Origin of the sequence: Psychroserpens sp. XS_ASV72, assembly GCF_041224425.1 — a bacterium.
Taxonomy (GTDB): Bacteria; Bacteroidota; Bacteroidia; order Flavobacteriales; family Flavobacteriaceae; genus Psychroserpens.
This window is the reverse complement of record NZ_JBGFGL010000070.1, coordinates 41,062-54,990: the sequence shown is the minus strand read 5'-3', so window position 1 is coordinate 54,990 and position 13,929 is coordinate 41,062. Positions and strand designations below refer to the sequence as shown.

Genomic DNA, 13,929 nt, shown 5'->3' with positions numbered 1-13,929 from the left:
TCCTTTGTAAATTCTTATTTCCTAATTGATAGTTATATATATTTGCAAAAAAATAGCGTGTGTCAAAAGTAAAACCCTATAAAGATAGTGGCTTAGGAAAAAAGCAGCAAGTCACCAAGATGTTTGATAACATATCGAAGGAATACGATGGATTAAACCGAGTAATATCGTTCGGAATTGATGTTAAATGGCGTAAGAGAGTGGTTGCTATCGTTGCAAAATCAAATCCTGAAATGGTTCTTGATATTGCAACAGGCACAGGTGATTTGGCCATTAACCTAGCGAATACCAACGCCAAAAAAATTGTAGGATTGGATATTAGTGATGGTATGTTGGAGGTTGGTAGACAGAAAATCAACGCCAAAAATTTAGATGATAAAATCACTATGGTTTTAGGCGATTCTGAAAACCTACCATTTGAAGACAATACCTTTGATGCCATTACGGTTGCTTTTGGTGTTCGAAATTTCGAGACTCTCGAAAAAGGCTTGGCAGAGATTTTTAGAGTATTGAAACCAGGTGGTGTTTTTGTGATTTTGGAAACCTCTGTACCAACGAAGACACCTTTTAAACAAGGCTATCGTTTTTATACTAAATTTATTTTGCCTACTATTGGTAAATTGTTTTCAAAAGATCGATCAGCTTATTCCTATTTAAGTGAATCGGCTTCGGTTTTTCCATTTGGTGAGGCACTAAACAATATTTTGCGAAAAATCGGGTTTATTAACGTGATAGATCAACCTCAAACCTATGGTGTAGCTACTATTTATTCGGCTACAAAAGCTTAACAACAGCATGATGTTGATGTCATAATGTAACTTATGAAGAAACTATTTGTACTCTTAGTTGTATTGATCTTCTCGCAAGCTGCGAGTGCCCAACTATTCAGTAAGGAGAAAATTAAGAATAACGAAAATTTCGATAAAGACCTTTTGTCCTGGGGTTTTTACTTAGGGTTAAACAATTATGATTACCAGTTTAACTATGAAACGGACATGAAGGATATTTTGGTGCAAACCAATGTTGGATTTAGTGTTGGACTCATTTCCAATTTGCGTATCACTGATTATTTTGATTTAAGGTTTGAACCAGGATTGTTTATCACACAAAGAAATCTTATTTACGACCCAAGTTATTTTGATGGGATGGAATTTACCGATTCCGATTTGATGCGAGAGGTAAAATCCACCTACGTGCACTTTCCGTTATTGCTCAAGGTATCCACAAAACGAATCAATAATTTTAAACCGTTTATTATTGGAGGTTTGTCTGTAGCACTCAATCTTTCAAGTAATGAAGAAAATCCCGATGATAATAGTGTAGGGCAATTTCGTACCAAGAAGAATGTCATGTTTTATGAATTGGGCTTTGGGATAGATTTCTATAACAAATGGTTTAAGTTTTCGCCTTCCATACGTGGTGTTTTTGCTATGAATGACGAGCTGGTAAGGGATGTTGATCCTAATAGTCCATGGACCAGTAATGTTACAACTATGAAAACACGAGGTATTTTCCTCAACTTTACGTTCCAGTAATTTAAATTTTAAGTTATTTTCTACTGTTTTTTGCTATTTATTTAGAATGGTTAAAAATAACAAACTTCGTTAATTAGTTCTTTTTTTACTCAATAAATTCGTATTTTTGCACGGATTTTTAGACAACTAATTTCAATATATAGCGTATGTCAAAAGACATTAAGATTAAAAAAGGTCTAGATATAAAACTTGTTGGCGAAGCTGAAAAAACAGTAGAACAAGCCATCATTAGTAATTTCTGCACGATTAGACCTGAAGATTTTCACGGCGTTACTCCAAAATTGATTTCTAAAGAAAATGCAGTCCTTAAGGCTGGAGACGTTATTTTTTATGATAAGAATAACGAAGAGATCAAATTTGTATCCCCTGTTTCAGGAACAGTCGTAGAAGTGCAAAGAGGACCAAAGCGACGTATTGATGCCATTAAGATTCAGGCAGATAAAGAGCAGTCTTATAAGGATTTTGGAAAGTTTGATTTAAATGCTGATGCTGAAGCTGTCAAAGCACATTTGATGGCATCTGGATGTTGGACTTTTATCAAACAGAGACCTTATGATGTGATAGCAAAGCCGAATAGAACTCCGAAAGCGATTTTTATTTCAGGTTATAGCACGGCACCTTTGGCTGCGGATTTGGATTTTGTACTAAAAGGTAAAGAAGCCGAGCTACAAGCTGCCGTTTCTGCCTTAGCAAAATTAACCGAAGGGCAAGTGCATATTGGAGTTGGTTCTAACAATTCGCCTTTAGCAGGTTTGAACAATGCCGTAATTCACAATGTGTCTGGTCCGCATCCTGCAGGAAATGTTGGAACGCTTATCAATAAGATTGATCCTGTTAACAAAGGAGAAACAGTTTGGACTGTTAATGCACAAGACTTAGTTGTCATTGGAGAGTTGTTGTTAACTGGTAAATTCAATGCAGAACGTGTTGTCGCCTTAGTAGGATCATCAGTGAAAAAGCCAAGATATTTCAAAACTAAGATTGGAAGCGAAGTTGCTACAATGATTTATGATAATGGTGTTGAAAAAGATGGAAACGACCGTATCATTTCTGGAAATGTCTTAACAGGTAAGCAAATCAAACCAGATGGAGCCTTGGGATACTATGATAATTCGATTACGGTTATTCCTGAAGGTGACGACTATGAATTCTTCGGATGGAACAAGCCTATTTTTAATAAAATTTCAACCTCTAGAGCCTTGACATTCTCTTGGTTGAGTCCAAATAAAAAATACGATTTAAATACCAATACCAATGGTGAGCATAGAGCTTTTGTAACAACGGGAACATACGAAAAAGTGTTTCCTTTGGATATTTATCCATTACAAATTTTAAAAGCTTGTATGTATGAGGATTTAGATGAAATGGAAGCTTTGGGAATGTACGAGGTTGCGCCTGAAGATTTCGCGCTTACGGAATTTGTTTGCGTTTCCAAACAACCACACCAGAGTATTATTAGAAAAGGCTTAGACTTAATGCTTAAAGAGATAGGATAATGAGCTTAAAAAACACATTACACAATTTAAAAGAGAAGTATAAAGGCAAGAAAATGGCGCCTGCTTTCAACGCGCTACACACCTTTTTATACTTACCTAATGAAACGACTCATAACGGAACGCACATCAAAGCTGCAGACGACTTGAAACGAACTATGAACACGGTCATTATGGCCTTGATTCCATGTTTGATCTTTGGTATGTTCAATGCTGGTTACCAACATCACGTCGCTTTAGGAGAGATAGAAAGAACCCAAGGATTTTTAGCATCTACGTTCTGGACATGGGATAACTTAGTGGTCGGTTTATGGCAAGTATTACCACTAGTAATCGTTTCTTACGGTGTTGGTTTAGCTGTTGAATTTTTATTTGCAGTATTAAAAGGTCACGAAGTTGAGGAAGGCTATCTGGTTACAGGTATGTTAGTACCTTTAATTGTTCCAGTTGATATTCCATTATGGATGTTAGCCGTTGCTGTCGTTTTTGGTGTTGTCATCGGAAAAGAAGTATTTGGTGGCACGGGAATGAATATTCTTAACCCTGCACTTACCATAAGAGCATTTTTATTCTTTGCATATCCAACTTGGATGTCAGGAGATAAGGTTTGGGTACATGGCGCTGTTGAGCGTGACCAAATGATTGCTGCAGGGCAAAATCTGGATGCTATTTCTGGAGAAACTATATTAGGAGCTTATGCGCAAAACAATTCAGTGGTTTATGATTATTGGGATATGTTTTGGGGATTGATTCCTGGCTCTGTTGGTGAAACTTCTAAATTCTTAATCATTATTGGTGCTTTATTCTTAATCTTCACTAAAGTTGGAAGTTGGAGAATCATATTATCAACACTCATTGGTGCTCTGGTTATGGGCTTGATATTCAATGGTGTTGTTGATGCAGGATGGATTGGCGAAACAAGTAAATTCTACGGATTGATGAGTGTACCGTTCTGGCAACACTTAATTATAGGAAGTATCTTATTTGGTGCTGTTTATATGGCAACCGATCCTGTTACAGCGTCTCAAACCAATAAAGGTAAATGGATCTACGGATTTTTGATCGGATTTATTTCTATTATGATTCGTGTGTTTAATCCAGCGTATCCAGAAGGTGTATTCTTAGCAATCTTATTAATGAATGTATTCGCTCCAACAATTGACCATTATGTGGTTCAAGCTAATGTGAAGCGTCGAATGAAACGTTTAAAAGTTAAAACGGCTTAATAATGGAAAAGAGAACAGATAAAAATATCTATACCGTCATTTTTGCCATTGTAATGGTGGTTATTGTTGGATCTATATTGGCGTATTTAGCATCGTCTTTAAAACCGACAATCAGTGAAAACCAAAGGTTGGAAAAACAACAAAACATTTTGTATGCTATGGGAATCAATGATAATGAAGGTTCCAGCGCTGTATTTATTTCAACTGATAAAGCACCGCAAGCATTCACTGAAAATGTTAAGGATCAAATTGTGATTACAATTGGTGCCGATGGAAAGATTATCAAAACCCAAACGCGTGACGAGTATGTGAATGAGACCAACCAAGAACCTTACCTAATTGATGTTAAGAAACAAAAAGACTTGGCTAAAAAAGGTGAGCCTAGAAAATTACCACTGTTTGTTGGTGAAAATAAGGATGGGACAACAGTTTATGTTGCGCCTATCTATGGGAAAGGTCTTTGGGATGCCATTTGGGGTTATGTCGCTATGGATGAAGATATGGTTGTTAGAGGTGTATATTTTGACCACAAAGGTGAAACACCTGGACTAGGAGCCAACATCAAGCAACGTTATTTTATGGACGATTTCTATGGAGAACATTTATTGTCTGAAAATGGACGTTTCAAAGGAATTGAGGTTGCCAAAGGAAATGCCGATCCTAAAAATGAAGACAAAACAGATAATGAAGTTGATGCCATTGCTGGTGCTACCATTACAGGTAATGGTGTTTCAGCGATGATTAAAAACGACTTGAAGCTTTATAAGCCTTATTTTGATAATTTAAAAACTAAGTAAGACAATATGGGACTACTTTCAAAAAAAGACGCAAAATTAATAACCGATCCATTAGCGGATAACAACCCAATTACCATTCAGGTACTTGGTATTTGTTCGGCTTTGGCAATTACAGCTGAATTGGAAGCTTCTATCGTGATGTCCATCTCAGTATTGTTTGTACTTGGTGTAGGAAATGTGGTGATTTCTTTAATGCGAAACATTATTCCTTCCAAAATTAGAATTATCGTGCAACTTATTGTGGTTGCTGCGCTAGTTATTATTGTTGACTTGGTACTTAAGGCGTTTGCTTATGAGTTGAGTAAAACCTTGTCGGTTTTCGTAGGGTTAATCATCACCAACTGTATTATCATGGGACGTTTTGAAGCTTTTGCTTTAGGAAATGGTCCATGGCGATCATTTTTAGATGGTATTGGAAATGCCTTAGGTTATGCAGTCATTCTTATTATTGTTGGATTTTTTAGAGAATTATTGGGATCAGGTACCTTATTGGGAATTCCAGTATTAGGAGATCCAATTGAGAAAACAGGATTGTACGCTATTGGTTATGAAAATAACGGATTTATGCTATTGTCACCAATGGCATTGATTGTTGTTGGTATCATCATTTGGGTACAACGAACAAGAAATAAAGACTTAGTAGAAGATTAAAAGAATAAGTGGGTTTGTGAATTTCAATTCAGAAGCTCAAAACTGAAGACATATGGAACATATAGAATTATTTTTTAAATCAATTTTTATAGATAACATGGTATTTGCCACATTCTTAGGAATGTGTTCATACCTTGCTGTATCTAAAAAAGTATCAACAGCTGTTGGTCTTGGTGCAGCAGTCATCTTTGTATTGGCTATCACAGTACCTTTAAACTGGTTGTTAGATCAGTACATTCTCCAACCAGGAGCATTGACGTGGTTAGGACCTGAGTATGCAGATTATGATCTAAGTTTCCTTTCCTTTATTATGTTTATTGCAACTATTGCAACCATGGTACAGCTGGTGGAGATTGTCGTTGAAAAGTTTTCACCTTCCTTGTACAATTCCTTAGGGATTTTCTTACCGCTTATTGCTGTAAACTGTGCTATTTTGGGTGGTTCCTTATTTATGCAATCTAGAGAAATTGCTTCTCTTGGCTTGGCATTTAACTATGGTGTTGGTTCAGGTATCGGATGGTTCTTGGCAATTTTAGCCATTGCAGCAATACGAGAAAAAATCAGATATTCAAATGTACCACCTGCATTAAGAGGTCTTGGTATTACATTTATCATTACAGGATTAATGGCTATCGGATTCATGAGTTTTGGAGGTATGTTGACAGGAGGTGATGATGAAGCCAAAGAGGAAACAACAGTTCAGCTTGAAACCGACAAGCAAATTAACGATACAGATTTAGCTAACAACACTAAAATAGAAGAGTAGTATGATTCTAGAAGCAGGTACAACAGGAACAGTTATTGCCACAGTAGCCGCCTTTTTATTGGTGATTTTATTATTGGTTGCTTTACTTTTGTTTGTTAAGCAAAAATTATCGCCGTCTGGTCCTGTAACAATTAAGATCAATGGTGAAAAAGAAATTCAAGTGGCTTCTGGTGGAACGTTATTATCTACCTTAGGAAGTGAAAAGATCTTCTTACCATCCGCTTGTGGTGGTGGTGGAACTTGTATTCAATGTGAATGTCATGTCCTTTCCGGTGGAGGTGAAGCACTTCCTACAGAAACACCACATTTTAGTAGAAAAGAATTACAAGCTGGTGCACGTTTATCTTGCCAGGTAAAAGTAAAGCAGGATATGGAAATTACCATTCCTGAGGAAGTCTTTGGAATCAAGAAATGGGAAGCTGTTGTAGTTCGTAACTACAATGTAGCTTCGTTCATTAAGGAGTTTGTTGTTGAAATTCCTGAAGACATGAATTATAAAGCAGGTGGTTATATTCAAATTGAAATTCCGCCATGCGAAATCAAGTATTCTGATATCGATATTACAGCGCATCCAGAAGAGCATGAAACTCCAGATAAGTTTCAAGCAGAATGGGATAAATTCAACCTATGGCCATTGGTCATGAAAAATGATGAAACGGTTGAGAGAGCTTATTCTATGGCTTCTTATCCTGCCGAAGGTCGTGAGATCATGTTAAATGTTCGTATTGCAACACCACCATGGGATCGTGCTAAAAACGGTTGGATGGATGTAAATCCAGGTGTGGCATCATCGTACATCTTTGCTCAAAAGCCAGGTGACAAGGTTATCATTTCTGGTCCTTATGGTGAATTCTTTATCAATGAGTCTGAAGCCGAAATGTTATATGTTGGTGGTGGAGCAGGAATGGCACCTATGCGTTCGCATTTGTACCACTTATTCAAAACCTTAAAGACAGGAAGAAAAGTGACCTATTGGTATGGTGGACGTTCAAAACGTGAGTTGTTCTACATTGAGCACTTTAGAGCTTTAGAAAGAGATTTTCCAAACTTTAAATTCTATATGGCGCTTTCTGAACCATTGGAAGAAGATAACTGGAAAGTTAAAAAAGATATCAATGATGAAGCTGGAGATGGTTTTGTCGGATTTATCCATAACTGTGTTATAGATAACTATTTGAACCATCACGATGCGCCTGAAGACATTGAATTGTATTTCTGTGGTCCACCATTAATGAACCAAGCCGTTCAAAAAATGGGTGAAGACTTCGGAATTCCTGATGAGAACATCAGATTCGATGATTTCGGAGGTTAACATTCAAACTTATATTTAATATCATTCTGAACCTATTTCAGAATTTTATACCAATAAAAAAAACCAACTCATCTGGAGTTGGTTTTTTATTTTATGTATTCATATTTAGGCTGATCGTTTTCTACTTCAAATAATTTGGTATAATCCATAACATTTGGAATGCCATCCAACTCGCATAAGAATCCAACCACTTCACAAAGGCCATCAAACAAAATCGACTTATCTTTTGGGTCTTCTGGCTTAAAGTGACCATGACGTAATGGAAGTTGATAATTACATGCCCTTAAAAACCTAGATTCTATTTGTAATAATTCATAAGGTGTATAGCCATTGAATCTTCTTCCCAAGCGTTGATGAACCTGACCAACATAATTCAGTTTTGTTGAGCCATGATCGTCCGATAAATGTTTCCAAGCATCTGAATGGTCAAGGATATTTCCAACAGCACATTGTTTGCAACATTCAGGATGCAATTCATCATTGTGAAAGGCACGATATAATTTTTTTATGGCAGACTCAAAGCGTTGACTCGTTTTCATGGCATTAATTTTTTAAAAAGATACAAATTCTAAGCCTTCATACGAAATGGTATTTCTTTAACGTTGACTTTAGTATGAGGAAACGTCTTATATTTATTCTTGTTTTAGCTGTTATTACTGTTGTGGTTTATCAGTTTAAACCTGTTAAACGAGCTGCCAATACAGTTTTGGCTTCAGTAAAAACCCCAAGTTTAATTTACAAGGATAGTGTTACGATTGCCTCTCGAGTGAAAGTACCAGACGGTTATAAACGTGTCACTTATCCGAAAGGTTCTTTTCAAGAGTATCTCAGAAATTATAAACTCAAACCTTATGGAAGCAAAATCATAAACTATGATGATTCCCATTATTTCTGGCAAGGTGGTCATATAGGAATCTTGGATGTTCCTGTTCCGAATAACGGACTCCAGCAATGTGCCGACGCTTTGATTCGTATACGAAGTGAATATCTTTGGAACCAAAATAGAAAGGATGAGATTGGTTTTAATTTTACTTCAGGTCACTACTGCTCTTGGAAATCTTACGCTGAAGGCTACAGGCCCAAAATTAATGGTAATAAGGTATCTTTTCAGAAGACAGCAAAAGTAGATCACTCAAAAGCTAATTTTTATAAGTATCTGAATCTTATTTTTACCTATTCTGGCACATTATCCCTTTATAATGAATTGCCGTCCATAAACAATGCGAAACGTCTTCAAATAGGAGATATGTTGATTAAAGGTGGAACACCAGGACATATCGTGATGATATGTGATGAGGTGGTTGATGCTAACGGGAATAAGCTCTTTTTGTTGTTTCAAGGCAATACACCAGCCCAAAGTGTGCATTTGGTAAAGAATCTTCAAGATTTGAATAGATCACCTTGGTACCAACTGGAAAAAGATCAAGAGATATCAGTGTCAAATTATACCTTCGATAGTTCAAAATTTGTAAGGTTTAAATAGCAAGTTTGTATCTTTGCACTATGAGTAAAGCACTTACCAAACAAGAACTTCACAATTTGGCAATGAATCATGTTGGAAAAGATTTAGAACAACGTGGTTTCGAATTTATTGCTGTCAATAGTCAATTGAAAAAGCATCCACAGTTTGTATGTATCGATAAAAACAAGCAATACTTTTTTGTTATTGTTCGAGCTGTCATGCTTCCTGAAAACCCAAATAATTATGATGTGGTTTGGATGGAATCATTTAAAAAGCACGCTTCGGAAAAGGATGCTAAAGTACTCTATGCTGGCGTCGGATTGGGAAATCCTCAAGGTGAACATTTGCCAGTATATCTCAATGAAGATTACTTAATGGAATACAATGGTATTCAAGTGGTAGAAACCAATCTGAATTAGATTAAGATGCTATATACTCTCAAACAATCAAACTCACTACAAATGGTTAAAACCATTTTAAAGAAAAGATATGTTGTTCTAGTCTGTCTTTTGTCACTCTTGTTTTTTTCCTGTGGGAAAGAAACTAAAAACATCAAAATCACAGGTCGCGTTTTTGGTACTTCATTTTCGATTATTTATGAAGGAGAAGTCGATTATGCAAAACAAATTGATAGTCTTTTCAATGTGGTCAATCAATCGATGTCAACCTATCTACCAGATTCAGATATTTCTAAACTGAATAGAAATGAACCTGTTGAAATAGACCAACATTTCAAAAATGTCTTTTCAGTATCAAAAGAAATTTATAAAGCGACAAATGGTGTGTTTGACCCAACTATTGGCGATGTCGTCAATGCATGGAGCTTTGGAGCTGATAAGAACAAGTTTTTAACCGATAGCACTACTATAGATAGCTTGATGCGTTTTGTAGGTTTTGATAAAGTTAAATTGGAAGGCAATTCGATTGTAAAACAATCGGGAACTTATATTGAGTTTAATGCTATTGCCAAAGGTTATGGTGTGGATGTGATTGCCGATTTTCTTGAAGCTCAAAATTGTAACAACTATTTGGTTGAAATAGGAGGAGAGATTAGAGCTAAAGGTATTAACAAAGAAAAAAATAGCCCTTGGCGTGTCGGATTGGACGAACCGCGTTTTGATGGTGAACAATCTGTTTTGAAAGGAATTACTATTGGTAATGTTGGCATGGCAACCTCAGGAACTTACAGGAAGTTTAAGACTGATGCCAATGGAAATCGCTATGCCCATATTATCAATACTAAAACAGGATATCCTAGCAAGACGAATATTTTGAGTGTTTCTGTAATTGCCAAAGATTGTATGACTGCTGATGCCTATGCCACTGCATTTCAAGCGATGGGAATGGAAAAGGTTAAGGAATTTCTTCAAGAGCATCCAGAGCTTAAAGTCTTTTTGATTTTTGAAAATGATACTAAAGAATTGGAAACACTAAGTTTAAATGGCTTTCCTTCAGAATAGAAGACATTAATTTACTATATTTAGAGTAAATATCTAAGTATGAATAAATTACTACTCCTATCATTATTATTTCCTATATTTTGTTTTAGCCAGTGTCCGCCAACAGGAGGCACGTTTACTTCCCAAGCTCAAATAGATGCTTTGGCAACCAATTATCCAGATTGCACAGAAGTGAATGCGTTTGTGATTTCTGGTGATGATATTTCTGATCTTAGCGGACTTTATCAAATAAACTCATGTACGAGTTTTTCAATTAGTAATAACCTTATACTTGAAAATACCATAGGATTGAATCCTAATATCATCATTCGATATGTTGAAGGAACAGGGACTTCTTTTGCAATTAGCAACAATGCATCTTTATTAACTGTTGATGGATTAGATAATTTTACAAGTCAATCAGGTTTTGAAAGCTCTTTCGTGATTTCAAACAATCCTATGTTGTTGAGTGTCGAAGGTGTACCAAATTATTTTCAACCATTGACATATTTTGGTATTCTAAACAATGCATCATTGATTAATTTAAATGGATTGGAAAATTATGGTGCTTGGGAATCTACCTCAATTTCCAACAATGATAGTCTTGTTGATTTAACAGGTCTGGATGAAATTTACGGTGAGATAGTTACTATTTCTAATAATGACAATCTACAGTCACTTAATGGTCTTATTTATAGTGGTTTTGAAGACTACTTATACATTGAAAATAATCAAAATTTAACAGATATTAGTGCCATTTACGCTGGAAATTGGTTGGTTTTAGATTTAGTTGTTAGAAACAATCCTAGCTTATCGATGTGTAGTTCAGAAAACGTTTGCAATTTTTTTGATAGTAATATTGAGGAACAAGAAATGTTGCGAGGTACGTTCGAAAACAATGCGGCTGGATGCGATAGTGTTTTTGAAGCTGAATATGGTTGTGGTGTGAATTCTAATGATGAACCTGGCTATACGCCAAATCTTTTGGTTTTTGGAGAAACGATAACTGCCAATAATGAATTTGCTACAACATCTCCTCAAACTCCAAGTTGTAATGATTTTATTGGAAGAAAAGACGTTTGGTTTGGTTTTGATTCTGAAGATAGCACTACTATTGATGTATTCATAAATGCAGGTTTTTATATGCAACTTTGGGAAGGCTACTATTTTGATGGGCTAACATTAGTTGATAATGCTTGTGGCACTGAACTTGTTGATATTCCTGTAATGCCAGACACGCCATATTATATTCAAGTTTGGAATGATGATGTTTTAAATAGAGGAGGTTCGACATGGTTTGATTTAACGGTTGAAGATAGCACACTATCGACTTCGGAGTTTGCACAAGAACAGATCAAAATTTTTCCTAACCCAGTAAAAAATATTTTATCGATTGAATCAAATAGAGTAATCGATAGTATTGAGGTTTATAACTTACTTGGGCAAAACGTAATGACACCTGTTACAAATTCAAGTTTGAATTCAATAGATGTTTCTAGTTTGAGTAGAGGTATGTATTTGGTTCAAATCACTTCTGAAGGGAATCAATCTACGTATAAAATCCTAAAAGAGTAATTACTTGTAAACCACAGGAATGATTTCACCTTTGGCCAATCGGAATGTGTCAATTTCTTCTTCGGAAAGCTGAGAGGTATAGTCTACTTCGTCAACTTTAAAGCCAATAGAACGTAGCTTGTCAAAATAATCACGACCATATACACGAACATGGTCATACTGCCCAAAGATTTCAGCTCGTGCTTTTCGGTCGGTAATGGAATTATCTTCAAACGTCTGTTCTCTTGTCAGATCTTGTGGTATTTGAAAAATCCCAAAACCTCCAGGTTTCAAGACACGATATAACTCTTGCATGGCTTTGGTATCGTCAGGGATGTGTTCCAAAACATGGTTGCAAAAAATCACATCATAACTATTATCACTAAAAGGAAGATTGCAAATGTCTGCTTTTACATCAGCAATAGGCGAATTCAAATCGGTTGTGGTATAATCAATATGATCTAAGGCCTTAAATCGTTTTAAAAAACACTGTTCAGGTGCAAAGTGCAGTACTTTTCTACACTGCTTTGTGTTTGTAAAAAAATCCGTCTCCCGTTTTAAATATAACCACAACAGTCGATGACGTTCCAAAGATAAGGTAGAAGGTGAAAGTACATTAGGTCTTTGCTGACCGTATCCATAAGACAAAAAGCTTTTGAATTGTTTACCATCAATAGGATCGGTGTACTTTTTTCCTTTCAAGAAAAACACCAAAACAGGTTTTGCAATATAGCTTAGCCTTATCAGTAGAGGTCTTGGAATGGTGTTTAATATCAGTTTGAATAGCTGCTTCATTTTAGAGCACTAGGGCTTCTTTTCTAAAGGCGTCTTCTTCATCGCTTTGTATTCCTAGAGCTTCGTGAACATATGCAAAAGTTGAAAGTATTTCAGGTTTGCCATCAACTAAAGCAACATCATGCTCGAAGTGTACACTAGGTTGTCCATCTTTAGTCACAATAGTCCAACCATCCTTAAGTTGTTTAACACGATGGGTACCACCATTAATCATAGGCTCAATGGCAACAACCATACCTTCAATGAATTTTTTTCCTCTACCACGTCTTCCATAGTTCGGCATTTCTGGGTCTTCATGCATTTTACGACCGATACCATGACCAACCAACTCCCTAACTACACCATAGCCATAAGACTCGCAATAGTTTTGAATGGCATATCCAACATCACCAACACGATTTCCAATTTTAAATTCCTTGATACCTAAGTAAAGCGATTCCTTGGTAACTTGTATTAATTTTTTAGTTTCTGGAGCTACCTCACCGATTTCAAAGGTATACGCATGATCGCCATAGAAACCATTCATCAAGGCACCACAATCAATAGAAACGATATCGCCATTTTCTAAAGGTCTATCCGTAGGTAAACCATGTACTACTGCATCATTGACACTGCATAACAAAGTTGACGGACAATCATAAAGGCCTAAAAAACCTGGTACGGCACCTTGCGCTCTAATGTAGTCTTCAGCTAATTTATCCAATTGATTCGTGGTAACACCAGCTTTAACTTCTTTAGCCAGCATACCCAAGGTTTTTGAAACCACTAAAGCGCTTTGACGCATTAGTTCAATTTCTTCTTTGGTCTTAACTATTATCATGGTTTTAAAATATGTGCAAAGATACTTAAATTTAAATCTTTTAACCTAAATATGATATTTGACAGTTTTTAAATTTAAG

The 13,929-nt window shown here is 36.0% G+C and carries 15 protein-coding genes; 12 read left to right on the top strand and 3 right to left on the bottom strand.

The genetic code is table 11. The features are described 5' to 3' along the window. Nucleotides 1-59: 59 nt before the first annotated feature. The 8 genes from ubiE to nqrF all read left to right on the top strand — a co-directional run bounded on the left by ubiE (nt 60) and on the right by nqrF (nt 7,780). Nucleotides 60-788, top strand: coding sequence for a bifunctional demethylmenaquinone methyltransferase/2-methoxy-6-polyprenyl-1,4-benzoquinol methylase UbiE (gene ubiE / locus AB9K26_RS03430; RefSeq protein WP_369971138.1), 729 nt, complete (start codon nt 60-62; stop codon nt 786-788). A gap of 33 nt (nt 789-821) precedes the next feature. Then, nucleotides 822-1,535: a porin family protein gene (locus AB9K26_RS03425; RefSeq protein WP_369971137.1), complete on the top strand. Its 714-nt coding sequence runs from the start codon at nt 822-824 to the stop codon at nt 1,533-1,535. A 146-nt stretch (nt 1,536-1,681) separates the two neighbouring features. Further along, entirely contained in the window at nt 1,682-3,031 is a 1,350-nt protein-coding gene (locus tag AB9K26_RS03420) for a Na(+)-translocating NADH-quinone reductase subunit A (RefSeq protein ID WP_369971136.1), read from the top strand. Then, on the top strand, nt 3,031-4,254 hold the full coding sequence (locus AB9K26_RS03415) for an NADH:ubiquinone reductase (Na(+)-transporting) subunit B (RefSeq protein WP_369971135.1): 1,224 nt from the start codon (nt 3,031-3,033) through the stop codon (nt 4,252-4,254). Before AB9K26_RS03420 ends, AB9K26_RS03415 begins: the two co-directional genes overlap by 1 nt. 2 nt (nt 4,255-4,256) lie before the next feature. Further along, nucleotides 4,257-5,051, top strand: coding sequence for a Na(+)-translocating NADH-quinone reductase subunit C (locus tag AB9K26_RS03410; protein WP_369971134.1), 795 nt, complete (start codon nt 4,257-4,259; stop codon nt 5,049-5,051). A 6-nt stretch (nt 5,052-5,057) separates the two neighbouring features. After that, a complete protein-coding gene (locus AB9K26_RS03405; protein ID WP_369971133.1) occupies nt 5,058-5,702 on the top strand; it encodes an NADH:ubiquinone reductase (Na(+)-transporting) subunit D in 645 nt (214 codons plus the stop codon). 52 nt (nt 5,703-5,754) lie between these two features. Beyond that, nucleotides 5,755-6,468, top strand: a complete 714-nt coding sequence (nqrE, locus tag AB9K26_RS03400; protein WP_369971132.1) for an NADH:ubiquinone reductase (Na(+)-transporting) subunit E — start codon at nt 5,755-5,757, stop codon at nt 6,466-6,468. Nucleotide 6,469: 1 nt separating this feature from the next. Further along, complete coding sequence (gene nqrF, locus AB9K26_RS03395; RefSeq protein WP_369971131.1) at nt 6,470-7,780, top strand: NADH:ubiquinone reductase (Na(+)-transporting) subunit F; 1,311 nt, start codon at nt 6,470-6,472, stop codon at nt 7,778-7,780. Nucleotides 7,781-7,866: 86 nt separating this feature from the next. On the opposite strand, the gene AB9K26_RS03390 is transcribed toward nqrF, so the two are convergent. Further along, a complete protein-coding gene (locus tag AB9K26_RS03390; protein ID WP_369971130.1) occupies nt 7,867-8,319 on the bottom strand; it encodes a Na(+)-translocating NADH-quinone reductase subunit F in 453 nt (150 codons plus the stop codon). Nucleotides 8,320-8,393: 74 nt separating this feature from the next. Here AB9K26_RS03390 and AB9K26_RS03385 point away from each other — a divergent pair, with 74 nt between their 5' ends. From AB9K26_RS03385 to AB9K26_RS03370, 4 genes are read left to right on the top strand one after another with little or no spacing between them, the layout of a single operon-like run. Then, on the top strand, nt 8,394-9,263 hold the full coding sequence (locus tag AB9K26_RS03385; RefSeq protein ID WP_369971129.1) for a DUF4846 domain-containing protein: 870 nt from the start codon (nt 8,394-8,396) through the stop codon (nt 9,261-9,263). 20 nt (nt 9,264-9,283) lie between these two features. Continuing rightward, nucleotides 9,284-9,661 carry a Na(+)-translocating NADH-quinone reductase subunit F gene (locus tag AB9K26_RS03380; RefSeq protein WP_369971128.1) on the top strand — a complete coding sequence of 126 codons (378 nt, stop codon included), beginning with the start codon at nt 9,284-9,286 and terminating at the stop codon, nt 9,659-9,661. Nucleotides 9,662-9,703: 42 nt separating this feature from the next. Next, a complete protein-coding gene (locus AB9K26_RS03375; RefSeq protein ID WP_369971127.1) occupies nt 9,704-10,702 on the top strand; it encodes an FAD:protein FMN transferase in 999 nt (332 codons plus the stop codon). 39 nt (nt 10,703-10,741) lie between these two features. Then, a complete protein-coding gene (locus tag AB9K26_RS03370) occupies nt 10,742-12,256 on the top strand; it encodes a T9SS type A sorting domain-containing protein (protein WP_369971126.1) in 1,515 nt (504 codons plus the stop codon). Here the strand turns inward: AB9K26_RS03370 and AB9K26_RS03365 are convergent, their stop codons facing one another. Both AB9K26_RS03365 and map read right to left on the bottom strand, forming a co-directional pair. Continuing rightward, complete coding sequence (locus tag AB9K26_RS03365) at nt 12,257-13,030, bottom strand: class I SAM-dependent methyltransferase (protein ID WP_369971125.1); 774 nt, start codon at nt 13,028-13,030, stop codon at nt 12,257-12,259. Nucleotide 13,031: 1 nt separating this feature from the next. Continuing rightward, nucleotides 13,032-13,850 carry a type I methionyl aminopeptidase gene (gene map, locus AB9K26_RS03360; RefSeq protein ID WP_369971124.1) on the bottom strand — a complete coding sequence of 273 codons (819 nt, stop codon included), beginning with the start codon at nt 13,848-13,850 and terminating at the stop codon, nt 13,032-13,034. Nucleotides 13,851-13,929 lie beyond the last annotated feature (79 nt).